A 17244-nucleotide genomic window follows, 5' to 3' on the forward strand; every position below is an offset into this window, starting at 1 on the left:
GGCGGCTCTTCATTTCAGGCACCTTGCCTTCGCTCAAGCAGTATCTTCAAGACAAGCGTCACAAGTGCGATCAATGCCAGCGTCGAGGCTGCGGCGAAAGCACCGGCGACATTATAGTCATTGAACAGCAGCTCTACCTGCAGGGGCAGCGTATTGGTTTTGCCGCGAATTGCGCCCGAAACAACCGACGTTGCCCCAAACTCCCCCATCACACGTGCATTGCAAAGCACCGCGCCATAAAGCAACGCCCATTTGATATTGGGCAAGGTGACATAGAAAAAGGTCTGCCAGGCGTTGGCCCCCAGTGTCAGGGCCGCTTCTTCTTCATCGCTCCCCTGCACTTCCATAAGCGGGATCAGCTCACGTGCCACAAAAGGCGAAGTCACGAAGAGGCTGACAAGAAAAATCGCCGGGACCGTGAACATGATCTTGATGTCATAGGACTCCAGCAACGGCCCCAGCAAACCCTGCGATCCATAGAGGAAGAGATATGTCACACCGGCCACGATAGGTGACACGGAAAACGGTATTTCGACGAAAGTGATGAGCAACCGCCGCCCCGGGAACCGAAACTTGGTTACCAGCCATGCAACACAGACGCCAAAAGCCATATTGATCGGCACGACCACAATTGCCGTCAGAATGGTCAACCACACCGCATGCAATGTATCCGGCATCAATATCTCGCTGAAAAAGACATCGACTCCCTTGCTGAAGGCATAGGAGAAGATGACGGCGAGCGGCGCCCCGATACAGATGACCGACAACAGGGCCGCGAGCCAGATCAACAGGCTGCGCATTGGCCCTGAATTTCGCGCGTGCATGCTTGCGCTAGCGTTCTGCATAACGAAGCTGCCTTGCCTGAATGAGATTGGTCACGAGAAGCATGACAAAAGCCGTGACAAGCATCACGAATGCAAGCGCAGCCGCGGCTGGATAATCATACTCATCCAACCGGATGAAAACGAGGAGTGATGTGACTTCGGTTTCGAAGGGCAGATTGCCGGAGATGAAGACAATTGAGCCAAATTCGCCAAGGCTGCGCGCAAAGGAAAGCGACGAGCCTGCAAGGAAAGCGGGAAAGATCGTCGGCCAGATAATGTGGGAGAATGTCTGCCACGAACTGGCACCAAGGCTGCGTGCGGCCTCTTCCACATCGGCACTCATATCCTCCAGGACCGGCTGAACCGTGCGGATGACGAACGGGATGCTGGTGAAGAACATCGCGATCATGATGCCAAGCGGTGCGTAAGCGACCTTTATGCCGATCGGTTCAAGAAACCGTCCGAACCAGCCGTTCTGGGCAAACAGTGTTACCAGCGCCAGACCCGCAATGGCAGTTGGCAGCGCGAAAGGAAGATCGACAGCGGCGTCGATCAAACGTTTGCCTGGGAATTCATACCGCGTCAGTACCCAGGCCAGCAGAAGACCGAACAGACCGTTGAACACGGTCGCCACTGCAGCGGCGCTCAAGGTGATCTTGTAAGTTGCCAGCGCCCGCTCTGAAGTCACAATATTCCAGAAGTCGCTCCAGCCGAGACTCGCCGTTTTCAGGATCATTGCTAATAGCGGCAAGGCTACGATCACGGCCAGATAAAGCAAGGTGCAGCCGAGGGTCAGCCCGAACCCCGGCAACACCGAATTACGTTTCATGCTTAGAAGCGCCACTGGATTTTTCCAAAATGCGAGGCGACCCCGCCCGGGATCGCCAGTTGGCTTTATTATTTGCCTTTGAAAAGCTGATCAAGCACTCCGCCTTCGGCGAAATGTTCCTTCTGCACCTTCTCCCAGCCACCGAAAGCATCCTCAACCGTTACAAGGCGCACATCAGGGTAGATATCCTTGTGCTTTGCGATGACGTCCTTGTCATGCACGCGGTTGAAGTTCTGGGCCAGGATTTCCTGCCCCTCCGGGGAATAGAGGTAATCGAGATAAGCTTCGGCGATCTTGCGCGATCCCCGCTTGTCCACCACCTTATCCACGACCGTAACCGGGAACTCTGCCAGCAGGCTGACTTCCGGTACGACAACATCGTACTTGTCCGGCCCCAGCACCTTTTCGGTGCCGCGCGTTTCCGCCTCGAAAGTCACCAGCACGTCGCCAATACCACGCTCGGCAAATGTTGTCGTTGCCCCGCGACCGCCCGTGTCGAAAACCGGAACGTTTTTGAAAATCTTCCCAATGAAGTCGTGCACCTTTGCCTGATCACCCTTGAACGCCTCGTTCGCGTAAGCGGTCGCAGCAAGATAGGTATAACGCGCATTGCCCGACGTTTTGGGGTTCGGGAAGATCACCTTGACATCGTCGCGCGCCAGATCATCCCAATTCTTGATGTTTTTCGGATTCCCCTCACGTACAAGGAACGCAGGGAAGGAATAATAGGGCGACGAGTTGTTGGGCAACCGCTTCTGCCAGTCCGCCGGGATCAGATTGCCCTTGTCATGGAGGACCTGCACGTCGGTTACCTGATTGAAGGTCACGACGTCAGCTTCGAGCCCTTCCAGAATCGAACGCGCCTGCTTCGACGAGCCGGCATGGGACTGGTTGACGGTCAGATCTTCACCGGTCTTGGTCTTCCAGTCGGCGATGAAGGCCTTGTTGACTTGTTCGTAGAGTTCCCGCGCGATGTCATAGGAAACGTTGAGGATTTCCTTTGGCTCCTGCGCATGAAGCGGGGCGGAGCCCAAACCGAGGGCGACCGCCGCATATAGAATAATTTTTCTCATTAGACCCATCCCCACCGCGCCGTTTGCGAGAAGCGCTATAAACTGGATTGTTTTCGGAAAACAAATCTAACGAGAGAAGAGACAAAATCAATCTAAATCATTGATTTAAATATATAAACTACTTTCATAGTCATTCATGGAACCTGCACCCAATCCATTTGCTGGCATGAGAAAATAATTCTCACCTGGGGCAAAACCATAAAATGCAATGCAAAAGGCAGGAGCCTTCCCTCTCCTGCCTTCAAAACTTTACGCGCTTGCGCGGATTTACCAGAAACCGCGATGCTGCCAGCACCAGAGAAAATTATGCTCGCCACGCTCGACCCGACTGCGGCGGCGGGCTGCAATTTCCTCGGCATTCAGCTTCATTTCGCGCCATGGCTGCTCAAGAAAGGTCGGAATACGCAAGAACGCATTCTTCATTTTAGTAGCGACCAGTTGAACTATTCGCTTCATGCCAAGCCTCCTCATCACCTCACGCTCAGATATTGTCGCGCTTTCGCCGCAACAATGAACGACAGGTTAATTTTGTAGGCTTCCGGGAATTTGTCAATAACCTACTTATTTTATGGGAGTTAACATCGTGAAATAATTTGCGAGCCAAACCGTTTGGCCCGCAAATCTGTTCCAATCACACCTCGTAATCGACGGGCGCGGTAATGCGGACCTTGCCGATATGACGGCCATTCATCGACTCGATCTTGAACTCCAGCCCGTCAGCGGCGAAGCTCTCTCCTCCCAGGGGCAAGTGTCCCAGATGCCAGAGGACATAGCCCGCGAGCGTCGTATAGCGATCAACCTCGTCCACCAGATCGCGTTCCAAGAGCCCGCTCAAGCGACGAATATCGGTGAAACCGTCAACGAGATAGCCGCCCTTTCCGTCCGACTGAGCGACAGCCGCTTCTTCGTCTTCATCCGGAAACTCGCCAGCGATAGCCTCAAGAACATCGGTCGGCGTCACAACGCCTTCGAATGAGCCATGCTCGTCCACCACCACCGCGATCTGAACAGGAGAGTTGCGCAATTGCTCCATGACGCGGAGCACGTTAGCATTCTCATGCACGACCAGCGGCTGCTTCACGGTTTTATCCCAGTCTATGGGTTTCTTGTCACCTATATCCAGCAGAAGGTCCCTGACCAGAGCCACACCGACGAATTCATCCACCTGACGGCGCGCAACGACGACGCGCGAATGCGTCAACTTGCGAATAGCTGCGTCAAGTTCCGCCTCGTCTTCATCAAGGTCGAGCCATTCGATCTCATTGCGCGGCGACATGATGGAGCGTACAGGCCGATCAGCCAGATCCAGCACACCGCGGATCATCTCCTTTTCTTCCGGAAGAAAGACATCGCTGGCCGCCGTCTGCTGAGCAATTACGTCAACCGTATCGGAGAGCGGGTTTTCACCGCGCCCGCCCCCGAGCAGACGCAAGACCGCGCCTGCCGTGCGTTCTCGCAGATCATTGGTGGTGACCAGCTTCTCGCGATTGTGTCGCGCCATCTGGTTGGCTGCTTCGATCAGTACGGAGAAGCCGATCGCTGCATAGAGATAGCCCTTTGGAATATGGTAGCCGAAACCTTCCACGATCAGGCTGAAACCGATCATCATCAGGAAGCCAAGACAGAGGATGACAACCGTGGGATGCTTGTTGACAAAGTCCATCAGCGGCTTGGAAGCAAGCATCATGACGCCGATGGCGACTACGACGGCAATCATCATGACCGGCAGGTGCTGAACCATGCCCACTGCGGTAATGACGCTATCCAGCGAGAACACAGCATCCAGCACGACAATCTGAACGATCACCTGCCAGAACACGGCATGCACGACCTTGGAATTTTTGGGTCCATGTGCCCCTTCCAGACGCTCGTGAAGCTCCATCGTGCCTTTTGCAAGCAGGAAGAGACCGCCAATCAGCATGATGATATCGCGTCCCGAGAAGGATATTTCCATCAACGTGACCAAAGGCTCACGCAGGGCAACGATCCATGAAATGGAGGCAAGCAGTACAAGGCGCATCAAAAGCGCCAGACTGAGGCCGATCAACCGTGCACGATTGCGTTGATGCGGCGGCAGTTTGTCGGCGAGAATGGCGATGAAAACGAGATTGTCGATACCGAGAACAATCTCGAGTACAACCAATGTCACCAAACCTATCCAGGCATTGGGGTCGGCAATCCAGTCCATGGACCAGTCCATGATATGTCGGCTCCTTTAAAGTTCAGCAGAAACAGTGAATAGAACTAACGCTGCAAACAGGTGCTGGCCGGACCACTTTGAGCGGACCAGCCCCATGCAGGCGAGATTGTCGGGAGTTGTGCAACGCGCAGGAAGCCCGGAACGTCCCTCTAGGGAATCCGGACTTCGGGAAGACGAATCGTCAGAACTGTCGTCGGGCATAAAGCGCGATGAACCTTATATCGGGCAATGTGAAGCTCGGCGCCTCAGCGAATACCGGTTGTCATATGGAAGATATCGTTCGTGATTATGCAGACGGAAACCAGCCGCACAAGAGATTACTATTCGGCCGGTGACACATGAACGCGACGCTTGCGTTCGCGGCGCGGACGCGCCTTGAAAAACCGGACACCAATGACGGTCACGATAATCGTGGCGATGGTGATCCCGATTACGAACCAGAACATGTGATCCCCGTCCATCCTGGCGAAAACGCCGGCGCCGCGGCCAGCCAGCCAGCCCGGAAGGAACATCACCGGAGCCCACACCAGCGCTGAGAGGATATTGGCGGTCTGAAAGCGCGTCTGGTCCATCGACATCATACCTGCCACCATTGGCACGGTGCAGCGGATGGGGCCGAAGAAGCGCCCCAGAAACACTGCCAAAAAACCATAACGGCGGAAAAGAAGGCGCGCACGCGCCACGCCGCTCCGGTGCTTGTTGAGGGGCCACTTGTGGATGATGTTACGGCCCAGCCACCAGCCAAGGAAATAGGAGATGATATCGCCAATCACCGCACCGATGATCGCGCCGATGATGACGGGAATGGGTTCGATGATTCCGGCGCCCACAAGGCCGCCGATAGCGATCATGATCGGTGTGGCCGGAATGAACATTCCTATGATGGCGAGAGATTCGCCAAAGGCGATGATGCCCACGATAGGCCCAGCCCATGCCCGATGATCGGAAATAAACTGTCCGAGATCGCCTATTATGCTTTCCATTCCGTCCTCAAATACCGCGAACCGGATTCCGAAACGATATGAACCGTTCCTTTATTCGGCAAGGGCAACTCCGGTGCATGAATCGCCTTGCTCTCATAACTTTGGGCGGTACGGGTGCCTCCTGTCCAGGACGACTACCAACCGATCAAGTCTTTTATATGCCGTAGCTTCTCAGACAAGCATCAATAATTGATGACATGGCTGCGACATTTGCAGCGTAGCCCTACTCCCCGATCAACCTCCCGCCGCACATATTGTACCGGCAACGCCGAATATGGAGTCGGCCAGCTCTCCATACAACGCCACAATGGAAAAAAATGAATCAAATCAAGAATTTCTCTTTTTTGATTCTCAAACACGCGCTGAAAATCCACAACCATAGTAAGCATATTTCAAAGAGACACTGGTAACGTGCAAAATCGGGTATTTAAAAATCCCGCATTTCCGGGCTTTTTGCGCCAGCTGTCATTTTTTTCAGAAAATTTGCAGTTGGAGGCTGGACAGGTGGAAAAGAGGCCGTTATAGAACCGCTCACTTCACCGGGGCCGCTGCCTCGGCAAAGCGAGTGGGTGATTAGCTCAGTTGGTAGAGCAGCTGACTCTTAATCAGCGGGTCGTAGGTTCGATCCCTACATCACCCACCATTTTCTCTTCAGAAAACAAACGCTTCCGCTGATAAATTGTCTTGAGTGACTGGACAAACCCAGACTCTTCCTATGGAGCATACGCTTCGATGCTTCGGGATTCCCCGCACCTTTAAGAATGTTCTCGTGGGCCGCTCTATTGCTCCCCTGATACATTACCGATAATTAATTCGCCCATTCATATGGGGTTCATCTAAAATGACAGACATTACTCGCACGCCATTTAGCGGCGCCCCTGTAAAAGAGTAATGGAGTTAAATAGCCATGAAATCCAAGACCGCACTTATCGCTGTAATTGCAACGTCTTTGCTTTCCCTACCCGCATTGGCACAAGAAAAAAGCAATTCAAATACTGATAAACCGGCGACAGAGACGACCGCTGCACAAAACAGTGACATGAAGGGCAGACACGGCCCCGTTGATCTCGACAAATTCTCACGCCTGGACGATCTCCAGGCAGCCGACACGGATGGCGACGGCGTACTCTCGCGAACCGAAATCGAAGCGCTGGCACAAAAGCGCATTGTGAGCCGTGCGGCTGACCGCATGGAGCGTCGTCTCGATATCAACGGCGACGGCAAGGTCACGCTTGCGGAAATTGAGAACCAGCGCAAGAAGGAATTCGCTGCACTGGATCGGAACGAGGACGGCAAGATTGATCGCAGCGAAATGCGCGCAGCGAAGATGCACCACGCCAGAGGTTCTCATCATAAGGGTCCCCATCGCATGGAGCACCATAAGGGCGGAGAGCACAAAGGCCCGATGAAGGGCCAGGCAGAAAAGCCGCAGGAATAAATCCAAACAAAAGCCCGGGCTCAATGCCCGGGCTTTTTTCGACAGATATCAGCGACAGGTTCACGAGCGGATGACGCCCTTCTTGAAGATGATATTTCCGTAGAGCCTCTTTTCGCCCGTCCGAATGATCGCGAAAGCGTCACGGGCACGGTGATAGAAAGCAAATCTCTCCATTGGATCGACGGTAATTTTACGCCCTTCGGCCTTTTCAATGACGGTTTCAAACTCCTTGAAAATCGCCGGCGTTTCATTGGGTGCCTGCATGACAGCCGCTGGCTTGTCGACAAAATCGTCTAGAGGCAGCAGCGACAGCACGGCCTCAGCCATATCCGTCGCCGTGATTCCCGGAAAATCGAGCACGTGCACGCCGGAAGACTGCGCCGGATAATTGGCATCCACAATCACCAGATCGTCGCCATGCCCCATATCTGCGAGGACTTCCAGCAGCGAGCCCGTCAGCAATGGATTGATATTCTTCAACATAAGGAGTCAGTTCCCATAAAAATTCGAACAGGTCACACTAAACAACTCGCTTTCAGAATCGCAAGGTCCAAGTGCTGGCGGAGGTGCGGCCCTATCGGGTTGTCGGGTCCAGCTTGTCACGCAGCCAATCGCCCACAAAACTGATCGACAGCGTAGTGAACATGATCACAAATGACGGCGCGAGCATGATCCACGGCGCGCGGGTAAGATACTCGCGACCATAACCGACCATATTGCCGAGGCTGGTCATTGGCGGCTGCACGCCGAGACCAAGGAATGACAGACTGCTTTCAAGCAGAATGATCTCCGGGAAGGTCAGCGTCATCGAGACGATCAGCGTCGAAGCGATATTCGGGAGAATATGCTTGAGATAAACGCGTGACGGCGTAGCGCCAAGCTGCGTAACCGCCGCAGCGTAGCCTTGCGCATTGGCAGAAACGGCCAGTCCACGTGCTATACGGGCATAACGCTCCCAACCGTAGAAGCCCATCAGGCAGGTCAGCAGCAGGAGCGAGCTTCCGAAGAATGCAAGCACGGCCAGCGACAGAATGAGGAATGGCAGCGCTGCCTGAAAATCAGCCAGCATGACCACAACCTGTTCGACCGCCCCCCGAAAATAGGCCGCAAGGAAACCGAGCGTTGTCCCGAACACTGCGGAAATGATCGTCGCGCCAAACGCGATGAGCAGCGAAATGCGGATGGACTCGATAAGGCGCGAAAGCACGTCGCGACCGAGCTCATCGGTTCCCAGCCAGTGCTGTGCGTTCCCGGGCAGCGCGAGGCGATTTTTCAGGTCGAAGGCTGTGATGTTGTACGGTCTTATCCAATCTGCGGTGACCGCAATCAGGATCATCGCCGCAATCCAGACAAATCCGATGATGACCATCAGTGGAATGCGCCTGCGGTTCTTTTTCAGTTGCGTGGAAACAGCGGCGGCATTGGCAATCATATCCGTCATCGGTTCAGCCTCACGCCTTGCCCTGCGCCTGACGCAGACGCGGATCGAGATAACCATAGAGAAGATCGACCACGAAATTGGAGATCACCATCGTCGCGGCCACGAGAAGCAGGATGCATTGCACGATTGCGAGGTCGCGATTAGCTACCGAAACCACCAGCAATCTGCCCACTCCTGGCCAGGAAAAGAGCGACTCTACCACCACAGCGCCTGCAATCAGTGATCCGACCATAAACCCCACGATCGTGACAATCGGAATAGCCGCATTAGGCAGCGCGTGCCGCCAGACGACATTGCGCCAGGACACACCTTTGGCGCTCGCCGTGCGAATATATGGCTGCCCGAGAATCTCGATCATCGCGCTGCGGGAAAAACGCGCCAGAATAGCCGCACCGCCAAGTCCCATCGTGATGATAGGGAGAATGGCGTGCATCCAGCTATCCTGTCCGCCCGAAGGCAACCATCCAAGCGATACCTCGAACACGAGCACGAGCAGCAGGCCGAGTACGAAACTCGGTAACGTGAAGCCAATGACAGCCGTTGCCATCACGGCCCGGTCAATGAAGCTGTTGCGGTGCAGCGCCGCATAAATTCCCGCGGGAATGCCAAGCCCAAGCTTGATCAGCAACGCCGGTATCGTAAGCTGAAGGGTGGCAGGGATGCGCTCCGCCACAAGCGTGATCGCAGACTGACCGTCGCGCATCGATATTCCAAGGTCGCCACGCGCGATGGCTCCGAAATAGCGCAAATATTGCTGCCAGAGGGGATCGTCGAGACCCCAGTTCTTCCGGAATGCAGCTATGGCTTCCGGCGGAGCGTCCGGTCCCATGATGATCTGGGCTGGATCACCAGACATGCGCAACACCACAAAGGCAAATGTCACCACCAGAAGAATGGTCACAAATGCACGGAATCCGCGAACCATCAGAAATCTAAGCATGAATATTGTCCGTCTGCGGGGTTCCGGCAAAATGGCAAGCCACTTTACGTCCCGCTGGCATGTCGAGGAGTTCAGGTACCTCGCTGCTGCAGCGTGGAGCGGCAAAACGGCAGCGGGGATGAAAGGCACAGCCACTGGGCCGCGCCGCAGGATTAGGCGGCTCACCCTGCAGAATGATGCGATCGCTGAGCGGCGTTCCCGCGACAGGAACACTCGACACGAGTGCCTGCGTATAGGGGTGAAGCGGCTTGGCAAAAACTTCGTCAGAGGAAGCTTCTTCGACGATACGGCCCAGATACATGACCGCGACACGATCCGATATATTGCGCACCACTTTCAGATCATGGCTGATGAAAACCATCGCAATGCCCTCGCGTTCCTGCAAATCCCGCAGAAGGTTTACGACCTGCGCCTGAATAGAAACATCCAGCGCTGATACTGGTTCATCGCAGACAATGAGTTGCGGTCTGGACGCGATGGCCCGCGCGATGACGACACGCTGACGCTGCCCGCCGGAAAGCTCGTGCGGGTAGCGTGAAGCCTGATCGGGACGAAGCCCCACCGCTCGCATCAATTCGGCGACACAGGCTTTCTGCTCATCCGGAGTCCCAATGGCGTGGATTTCCAGCGGCTCGGCTATCTGACGGCCAACAGGCAACCGCCGGTCCAGAGCAGCAAGAGGGTCCTGATAAATGAGTTCCATACGCGCGCGTAAAGCGCGCCAGCTCGCCGTCTTTTGCCGCGGCAGAGCTGAGCCCTCAAAGGTGACTTCCCCTTCGCTGGGATCTTCCAGACCGAGAAGCAGGCGTCCAGTTGTGGATTTGCCCGAGCCGGATTCGCCAACTATTCCGAGTGTCGTCGCGGGAGCTACCGACAGGGAAAGCCCATCTACAGCGCGAACTGCAACTGGTTGCGCGAACAGCCCTTTGCGTGACGTATAGGTTTTGACAAGGTCGCGGGCTTCGATGAGAGCGGCTGTCATTGTGCTATCGCCTTTGTACTCGCTTGCGTTGAAACACGACCGCGCATTGATGGCAGTGAAGACGACACTGCCGGATAGGGATGAAAACAGGCGACCATGCGCCCCTCACCGGCGTCGTCCTGCGGAACTCCAAGCCTTGGAAGACTTCGCGCGCAGAGGTCGCTCGCGCTCAGGCAGCGTGGCGAGAATGCACAACCTTGCGGAAGCTTGCCGGGTTCGGGAACCGTGCCTTCGATGGGGATCAGACGATTACGCCCGCCGTCAAGGCTCGGAATGGAATCAAACAGGCCATGCGTATAAGGATGACGGGGCGTAGCGAAGAGCGCTTCGGTCCGGGCCTGCTCGACAATACGTCCCGCATACATGACGGAAACCCGTTCGCAGATTTGCGAAACAGCGCCAAGATCGTGGCTGATAAACACCAGAGCCATGCCGGTTTCCGCGCGCAGGGCAGCCAGCAGATCGAGAATTTGAGCCTGGATCGTCGCATCGAGGGCGGTCGTCGGCTCATCAGCGATAAGGATGTCGGGGTTGCCCGCGAGCGCCATGGCGATCATCAAACGCTGGTTCTGGCCACCCGAAAATTCGTGCGGATAATTATCAATACGTCGGCGAGCATCGGGAATTCCAACAAGCTCCATCAATCGCAACGCCTCTGCCCGGGCCGCAGTTCCTCTCAGGCCGCGATGCAGCCGCACGGCTTCCTCTATCTGTCGCCCCACCCGGATAACCGGGTTCAAGGAACTCGAGGGGTCCTGAAAGATCATTGCGACGCGGCCGCCGCGAACATTTTCGAGCGTGCTGTGGGAAGCGGTCAGCAATTCCGTTCCTTCGAGGAGAACACTGCCGGAGATTGACGCCTTCTTCGGAAGGAGACCGAGCGCTGCCAGCCAGGTTACAGACTTGCCGCAGCCGGATTCCCCGACAAGCCCCACAGCTTCGCCACGCTCAATCGAGAGGTCGATACCATGCAGAACCGGCACGCCGTCAAAGGCTACGTGGAGATTGGAAATTTCGACCAGCGGCATCATGCAATCCTTCTGGTTCATTCACATTCGCGGGGCGGGAAGCCCCGAAGGACAAGCGAGCCCGGTCAGACCGGGCTCGCTACTACAAATGGTTCAAGCCCAATTGTTCTTGCGGAAGTCCATCGCGAAAGCAGGTGCCGCCTTCCACTTCAATGACTTCGGCTTGGCCGTGAACGTCGCGTTCTGATGGAGGACCGTGTAGGCTGGGTCTTCACGTTCGCAGATTTCCAGCATCCGCTTGAACGCTTCCTTGCGCTTCGCGTGATCCGTGCTTGTTTCCAGAATGACGGAAAGCTTGTTTGCTTCCTCATTCGTCCATTCGCCGACCTGCTGCTGCTGGCCGTTCGGGCCGTGCTGGCTGACGATGGAAGAAACAGGATCGTTGAACGGCGCAGAATTGGACCAGTCTCGCACTGCGCGTCCCGGGCTTTTTTCCAGGATTTGCTGCCAGTTTTCCTTCATCTGGATTTCGACGTTCAGGCCCACCTGATTCCACATCTCCACAAGGATCTGCGCGGTCGGGGTCTGGTTGGTGTAGTAATTGTTTAGCAGGCGGTAAGGGATTGCATCACCCTTGTAACCGGCCTCTTTCAGAAGCTGCTTGGCGAGATCAGGGTTATATTCCGGAACATTCCAGCCTTGGACGAACATATCGCCATAATAATCCCACTGAAGCCCTGCCGGAACGACCGTGCGGCCAGCCCACAGCGAATCCACGATCGCCTGACGATCGATCGCGTGGGTGAATGCGCGACGCACCAGCGGATTTTCAAGCTGCGGATGGAACTTGTCGAAAACGGTCAGACGATGGTTAAGGATCGTACCGCCTTGGACCTCGAAAGCGTCGTTCTTTTCGATGCCCTCGATCTGGTCCGGCGGAATGTCGCAAGCAAACTGATACTCACCCGAGAGCAGACCATTGATGCGGGAGGCTACTTCCGGCACTTCGATGAAACGGATCTGCTTCAGCGGCGGACGTCCGCCCCAATATTCGTCATGAGCTTCGAGCACCAGCATGTTGTCTGGCTTGAACTCGACAACCTTGTAGGGGCCGGTGGTGATCGGCTTGCGCGCCCAATCGAGATAGCTTGGGGATTCCTCCCAACCGCGACGGCTCATGATCTGGCTGCCGTAACGCGAGATGCGGCCTTCCATGGTGACGTCCGGCGTACCGTTCTTGAAACGCACCGTATATTTGTCGACCACTTCCACACCCAGCAGGGCCGGCCATGAACGGCGAGCAGTCGCGGGAACTTCCAGCGGCAGTTCCTTGCTTTCGCGACCCAGCGGATTCTTTTCCGTGACGTAAATCGTCTTGCCTTCGGCTGGCTGCGTGTCGCCGAACATGCGTTCCTTGCCGAAGGTAAAGGCAACGTCTTCGGCGGTCATCTCGTCGCCATTGTGGAACTTCACGCCCTGACGGAGTTTCAATTCGACGGTCTTGTCGTCAATGCGGGTCCATTCGGTCGCAAGGCCCGGCACGGCAGAAAGCCCGCCCAGCCAGTCACGGTCGATTAGCGCTTCCCAGATGCTGGAGAAGAAGACGCGTTCGCCGACGTTCGATTGTTCGCGAAGGACATCGAGCGTATTGCTGTTCGCCACCTTTTGCACGGCTATGGTGATCGATGGGCGATTGTCGGCCTGTGCGATGGCAAAGCGCGGCAGGATGAGCGAACCCGCGGCACCGGCTGAAAGTCCAAGCATCCCGCGTCGGGTCAGATTGATCATTGGTTGCTCCTGAGATCAATGGTTGCGCGTTGTCAGCCCTTGCGGGCTGGATCTGTAATGGGTGAGTGTCCGGTCGGCATGAGACAGTCGCCACGACAATGCCTTCTGGGCATAGTCACGAACGAGGGCCGCATAAGCAGGATCGCCAGCCAGATTGCTGAATTCATGCGGGTCTGCCTTCAGATCGAAGAACAGCGGCGGCAGGGCGGCAAAATGCACGTACTTGTAGTTTTCGTCCTCGATCACACAGAGGCTGCAATCATCCTGGGAAAGCTGGACCGAGTTCTGCGGCTGATCGTAGAAGACATCGCGAAAATCGAACTCGTAATGTAGTTCCGTGCGCCAGTCGGAGGGCTTTCCCTCAGCCAGAAACGGCAACAGCGAACGGCCGTCGCAGGCGCGAGGCGTTTCCCCGCCCAGCCATTCGAGGATGGTCGGCATGACGTCGATGCTTTCGGAGAAGCCTTCTTCGATCTGGCCGGCGTGCCGGTTCTGTCCCGCATCCTTTATGACCAAGGGAATACGGAAGCTTTCGGCATTGTAACCGATCTTGCCGAGCAGGTGATGATCGCCCAGTTGTTCGCCATGATCGCTCGTGAAGATAATCAGCGTGTCGTCCCACTGACCGGTTTCATCGAGATAGGCAAAGACCCTCCCCAGACAATCGTCGATCTCGGTGATCAGTCCGCAATATGTAGCGCGCATCTGGCGAATTTCGCCTTCATCAAGCGTTGCTCCCGAGCCTTCCGCGCCATGGAAGAACGAGCCGCGTCTGATGTGGTCGATATAGTGCTTCATGAGCGGATGCTGTGCCGCTTCGGCATCCGGATTCTCCGCACGTATAGGCGCAGGCATATCTTCGGCTTTGTACATCGCATGGTAGGGCGCGGAGGCTACGAAAGGCGGATGCGGGCGATAATAGCCAAGATGCAGGAAGAAAGGCTTGCCGTCCCTGCCCTTCAGATATGTCAGGGCGCGCTCCGTGAAGAATGTCGAATCCGAAAATTCCTTCGGAATGCGCGACGGTTTGTCGGTAGCACCGGGAACGGAATGTTCACCTTCCGGCAGCCAGATATCTTCGCGGTTCTCTGGCAGTTCGAAGCCGTTCTGCGCCACCCAGCCAAAATACCCCTCCATATTGGGCTCGAATGCGCCGACCGAACGAAAGCCGTCCATGATGTCGCCCAGGACCGTGAAACGCGGATCCCTTGCAGAGGTTGTGCGCGGATCAGGTGTCGTGGTGGTGTAACCAATGAGCGCGGGATCGTAGCCAATGGCGCGCAGGGCCTTGCCAAGGTTTAGATGGCGCTGGTCAAGCGGAACAGTGTTCTGCACCGCCCGGTGGTTCATCAGGTAGAGGCCCGTCAGCAGGCTTGCCCTTGCCGGACCACACGGCACGCACGTCGTGACATGATTGCGGAAGGTCAAGCCTTCCCGGCAAAGACGATCAAGATTGGGAGTTTTAAGGAAAGGTTCGCGCCCCTCCGCCCGCATCAGGTGAGGGATAAAATCTGCTCGCCATTGATCAACGACGATAAGCAGGACATTTTTTCTGGTCATGTTGGCCTCGTTATTTCCGAGGCTTACTAGGACCCTTGTATTTCAAGGGCATGACCCTTGTGTAATGTTTTGGTGAAGCTCTGATTACAAGAACGCCGGCCAAAGGCCGGCGTTTCGCTTATGTCGATTGAATAGCCGATTATTCCGTCTTGGCTTCGATATCGACCTTGTCGAGCAAAGTGAGCGGATCCTGCGATGCAGCTACCATTTCAAGGGCGCCAATGCCCTTATCGGCTTTCGCCTTGACGGCAAGCTCGAAAATATTCGGCTTAGCAAGGAAGGTAGAAAACGCCGCCGCAACATCCTGTAACTGCGGCTGATCCGCTGCCAGTTCCTGTAGAGCGGCTGCAGCTATCAGAGACACAGTGCTGCGCACTTCGTCTTCGGTCAAATTATTTTCTTGGGCATACATTTTGATGCCCTTCGCGATGATACCCTTTTCCTGGATTTTGAGGTTTACCTGCTTGGCCTTGAGCCCAAGCAAAGCGACCTGTGTCATCACCTTGTCACCCGAGAAGAACTCCTTGGTGAAGCCCCCCATCAAGCCCGACATGGACACGGACCCCATATCCTTACCGCTGACCGAGATGTCCTTGATGATCAAATTCTGGTTTGCTTCATCCCAGTTGGCCTCGAAATTTGAGGACATGGTGAGACGGTCATAACCAAGTTTGCGAAGCTGCTGGTAGAATTCGTCATCGCCCTGTGCCGGGACTTTGAGCGACATATCTTCGTAAGCCACGCGCACGTCGGTCGGAATGCCGTTGTAAGGCTTGTTGAGAGAGACTTCGTAGCTCTTCATGGCAAACTGAATGCGTTCCGGCAGCGAAGGAACCGACGTTTCTTCCGTTGCAGCCTGATCCGCATCGTCCGCGTTTTCTTCGCCTGCATCTACATCTTCAGATTCGTCGTATGGCAGGTCTGCGTCGATTCCCACAATCCGAAGCGTGCCGAATTCCGGGAGCATGGTCGTATAAGGGAAGTTCTCAATCTGATCGTCGCTTAGCGCCGCAAACTTTTTCAACGCTTCGATTGATGTCGCCCAGGAGAAGCCCTGCAAGGAAGCTTCTTCCATCTTCATGTAATTCGGGCCTTCCGCAAACCCGAAACCCTTGATGGTCGCGTCCATCTTCTGATTGTCGAAAGCGACCGCAATGCGTTCGATGCCGCCCTTGCCCTTCGAGGCGTCGGTAGGCTCGATCTTCATGCCGATCAGCTCGACATCACCCTTGCCGATCGTCTCGAATAGGGAAGTCAGCTGGAGAATAAGCTCACGCGTTTCTGCCGGGGAAGGTTCGTCCATCTTTTCGAGAGCTTGCAGCTTTTGCAAAGTTTCGGTGAATGGTACGGCAGGCATACGAGCTGAAAAGCCGTTGCTGCGAACTTCATCGTAGCTGAAAGTCACATCCTTCGTCTTCATGACGATGTTTTTCGCCGAGAACGGACCGTAGACCGGCTTGGCCTCCTTGTCGTCCGGACCTGCCTTCTCGGTATAAAGGCGAGCAAGGAAGACACCATCTATGTCCTTGCCTTCTGCGGCACCGATGGTACCGGTCATTTTTTCCGTGACTTTTTCGCCGTCTTCGTCTGGAACTTCGACCGTAAAGTCGAAATCTGTGCTGCCAGCGGTATAGTGAGCAACCTTGCCGAGGTTGATATCTTCCAGCGCAACGTCCTTGTAGACAACGTTCTGTTCGTTATTCGCAACCGTCTGGACGACCTTGATTTCCTGCGCGGTGAGGCGCTTTGCCGAGAAACGGCCAACGCGCTCCGGCAGCGTGAGACCGCTATTGCCGAAAGTGTCCTTCAGCATGGCGCTATCGAAATTGGCGTCTTCGATCGCCACGCTTGGAATGGAAATCTTGTAGTTGCCGATCTCTGTATCGATGCCCGACGCATTCAGCATCCCCGTGAGGAACAGGAACTTCGGGCGACCATCGACCGAAGCAATACGAACGTCAGAGCCATCCTTCAGCGGCAACGTCACGTCGCGCAGGTGGATACGTCCGAGAAAATCCGCTTCGACGGAAGATGCCTTGCCGCCACGCTTTTCAAGCTGCGATGTAATGGTCTTCTCAAGTGTGAATTTGTATCCGGTCAAACCGGCGGCGGCGATAGCGATTATCGCAACAGCCGCCCACAGCGCCTTGCGCCCACCCTTGCGGGTTCCGTTCTTTGCCTGCTCCACGATGCTGGTCCTTTCAGCGCAAATTAAAAC

The 17244-nt window shown here is 55.5% G+C and carries 15 protein-coding genes and 1 tRNA gene; 2 read left to right on the top strand and 14 right to left on the bottom strand.

Annotated elements, in window-relative coordinates; all coding sequences use genetic code 11:
- Window positions 1–14: 14 nt before the first annotated feature.
- The 6 genes from cysW to ACOWVS_RS18485 form a co-directional block, all read right to left on the bottom strand.
- Window positions 15–845 carry a sulfate ABC transporter permease subunit CysW gene (gene cysW / locus ACOWVS_RS18460; protein ID WP_031346698.1) on the bottom strand — a complete coding sequence of 277 codons (831 nt, stop codon included), beginning with the start codon at window positions 843–845 and terminating at the stop codon, window positions 15–17.
- Window positions 832–1653, bottom strand: coding sequence for a sulfate ABC transporter permease subunit CysT (gene cysT, locus ACOWVS_RS18465; RefSeq protein WP_006471719.1), 822 nt, complete (start codon window positions 1651–1653; stop codon window positions 832–834). The genes cysW and cysT overlap by 14 nt, the downstream gene beginning before the upstream one ends.
- A gap of 68 nt (window positions 1654–1721) precedes the next feature.
- Window positions 1722–2726, bottom strand: a complete 1005-nt coding sequence (locus ACOWVS_RS18470) for a sulfate ABC transporter substrate-binding protein (RefSeq protein ID WP_021586689.1) — start codon at window positions 2724–2726, stop codon at window positions 1722–1724.
- A gap of 267 nt (window positions 2727–2993) precedes the next feature.
- Window positions 2994–3182: a hypothetical protein gene (locus tag ACOWVS_RS18475; RefSeq protein ID WP_022568359.1), complete on the bottom strand. Its 189-nt coding sequence runs from the start codon at window positions 3180–3182 to the stop codon at window positions 2994–2996.
- A gap of 175 nt (window positions 3183–3357) precedes the next feature.
- Window positions 3358–4926, bottom strand: a complete 1569-nt coding sequence (locus ACOWVS_RS18480) for a TerC family protein (RefSeq protein ID WP_021586688.1) — start codon at window positions 4924–4926, stop codon at window positions 3358–3360.
- Window positions 4927–5246: 320 nt separating this feature from the next.
- Window positions 5247–5909 carry a DedA family protein gene (locus ACOWVS_RS18485; RefSeq protein WP_021586687.1) on the bottom strand — a complete coding sequence of 221 codons (663 nt, stop codon included), beginning with the start codon at window positions 5907–5909 and terminating at the stop codon, window positions 5247–5249.
- 567 nt (window positions 5910–6476) lie between these two features.
- Between ACOWVS_RS18485 and ACOWVS_RS18490 the strand changes: the two genes are divergently transcribed.
- A tRNA-Lys gene (locus ACOWVS_RS18490) sits at window positions 6477–6552 on the top strand.
- Window positions 6553–6816: 264 nt separating this feature from the next.
- Window positions 6817–7347, top strand: a complete 531-nt coding sequence (locus ACOWVS_RS18495) for an EF-hand domain-containing protein (protein WP_021586686.1) — start codon at window positions 6817–6819, stop codon at window positions 7345–7347.
- A 60-nt stretch (window positions 7348–7407) separates the two neighbouring features.
- Here the strand turns inward: ACOWVS_RS18495 and ACOWVS_RS18500 are convergent, their stop codons facing one another.
- The 8 genes from ACOWVS_RS18500 to ACOWVS_RS18535 form a co-directional block, all read right to left on the bottom strand.
- Complete coding sequence (locus ACOWVS_RS18500) at window positions 7408–7830, bottom strand: RbsD/FucU family protein (protein ID WP_021586685.1); 423 nt, start codon at window positions 7828–7830, stop codon at window positions 7408–7410.
- Between the two features lie 91 nt (window positions 7831–7921).
- Window positions 7922–8788: an ABC transporter permease gene (locus tag ACOWVS_RS18505; protein WP_021586684.1), complete on the bottom strand. Its 867-nt coding sequence runs from the start codon at window positions 8786–8788 to the stop codon at window positions 7922–7924.
- A 10-nt stretch (window positions 8789–8798) separates the two neighbouring features.
- Window positions 8799–9728 (bottom strand): ABC transporter permease, encoded by a 930-nt coding sequence (locus ACOWVS_RS18510; RefSeq protein ID WP_075041966.1) that lies wholly within the window; start codon window positions 9726–9728, stop codon window positions 8799–8801.
- Complete coding sequence (locus ACOWVS_RS18515; RefSeq protein WP_075041967.1) at window positions 9721–10710, bottom strand: ABC transporter ATP-binding protein; 990 nt, start codon at window positions 10708–10710, stop codon at window positions 9721–9723. The genes ACOWVS_RS18510 and ACOWVS_RS18515 overlap by 8 nt, the downstream gene beginning before the upstream one ends.
- Window positions 10707–11741 carry an ABC transporter ATP-binding protein gene (locus ACOWVS_RS18520; protein ID WP_031346694.1) on the bottom strand — a complete coding sequence of 345 codons (1035 nt, stop codon included), beginning with the start codon at window positions 11739–11741 and terminating at the stop codon, window positions 10707–10709. Before ACOWVS_RS18520 ends, ACOWVS_RS18515 begins: the two co-directional genes overlap by 4 nt.
- A 90-nt stretch (window positions 11742–11831) precedes the next feature.
- Window positions 11832–13466, bottom strand: a complete 1635-nt coding sequence (locus ACOWVS_RS18525) for an ABC transporter substrate-binding protein (RefSeq protein ID WP_021586680.1) — start codon at window positions 13464–13466, stop codon at window positions 11832–11834.
- Window positions 13467–13481: 15 nt separating this feature from the next.
- Complete coding sequence (gene pehA, locus ACOWVS_RS18530) at window positions 13482–15026, bottom strand: phosphoric/sulfuric ester hydrolase PehA (protein WP_075041968.1); 1545 nt, start codon at window positions 15024–15026, stop codon at window positions 13482–13484.
- A gap of 139 nt (window positions 15027–15165) precedes the next feature.
- A complete protein-coding gene (locus ACOWVS_RS18535; RefSeq protein ID WP_021586677.1) occupies window positions 15166–17214 on the bottom strand; it encodes a hypothetical protein in 2049 nt (682 codons plus the stop codon).
- Window positions 17215–17244 lie beyond the last annotated feature (30 nt).

The organism is Brucella sp. IR068 (assembly GCF_049065885.1).
GTDB lineage: Bacteria > Pseudomonadota > Alphaproteobacteria > Rhizobiales > Rhizobiaceae > Brucella > Brucella intermedia.

What these genes read in the sequence shown, in the direction of transcription:
- cysW (WP_031346698.1), bottom strand. Translation starts at nt 845, where the DNA reads ATGCAGAACGCTAGCGCAAGCATGCACGCGCGAAATTCAGGGCCAATG.
- cysT (WP_006471719.1), bottom strand. Translation starts at nt 1,653, where the DNA reads ATGAAACGTAATTCGGTGTTGCCGGGGTTCGGGCTGACCCTCGGCTGC.
- ACOWVS_RS18470 (WP_021586689.1), bottom strand. Translation starts at nt 2,726, where the DNA reads ATGAGAAAAATTATTCTATATGCGGCGGTCGCCCTCGGTTTGGGCTCC.
- ACOWVS_RS18475 (WP_022568359.1), bottom strand. Translation starts at nt 3,182, where the DNA reads ATGAAGCGAATAGTTCAACTGGTCGCTACTAAAATGAAGAATGCGTTC.
- ACOWVS_RS18480 (WP_021586688.1), bottom strand. Translation starts at nt 4,926, where the DNA reads ATGGACTGGTCCATGGACTGGATTGCCGACCCCAATGCCTGGATAGGT.
- ACOWVS_RS18485 (WP_021586687.1), bottom strand. Translation starts at nt 5,909, where the DNA reads ATGGAAAGCATAATAGGCGATCTCGGACAGTTTATTTCCGATCATCGG.
- ACOWVS_RS18495 (WP_021586686.1), top strand. Translation starts at nt 6,817, where the DNA reads ATGAAATCCAAGACCGCACTTATCGCTGTAATTGCAACGTCTTTGCTT.
- ACOWVS_RS18500 (WP_021586685.1), bottom strand. Translation starts at nt 7,830, where the DNA reads ATGTTGAAGAATATCAATCCATTGCTGACGGGCTCGCTGCTGGAAGTC.
- ACOWVS_RS18505 (WP_021586684.1), bottom strand. Translation starts at nt 8,788, where the DNA reads ATGACGGATATGATTGCCAATGCCGCCGCTGTTTCCACGCAACTGAAA.
- ACOWVS_RS18510 (WP_075041966.1), bottom strand. Translation starts at nt 9,728, where the DNA reads ATGCTTAGATTTCTGATGGTTCGCGGATTCCGTGCATTTGTGACCATT.
- ACOWVS_RS18515 (WP_075041967.1), bottom strand. Translation starts at nt 10,710, where the DNA reads ATGACAGCCGCTCTCATCGAAGCCCGCGACCTTGTCAAAACCTATACG.
- ACOWVS_RS18520 (WP_031346694.1), bottom strand. Translation starts at nt 11,741, where the DNA reads ATGATGCCGCTGGTCGAAATTTCCAATCTCCACGTAGCCTTTGACGGC.
- ACOWVS_RS18525 (WP_021586680.1), bottom strand. Translation starts at nt 13,466, where the DNA reads ATGATCAATCTGACCCGACGCGGGATGCTTGGACTTTCAGCCGGTGCC.
- pehA (WP_075041968.1), bottom strand. Translation starts at nt 15,026, where the DNA reads ATGACCAGAAAAAATGTCCTGCTTATCGTCGTTGATCAATGGCGAGCA.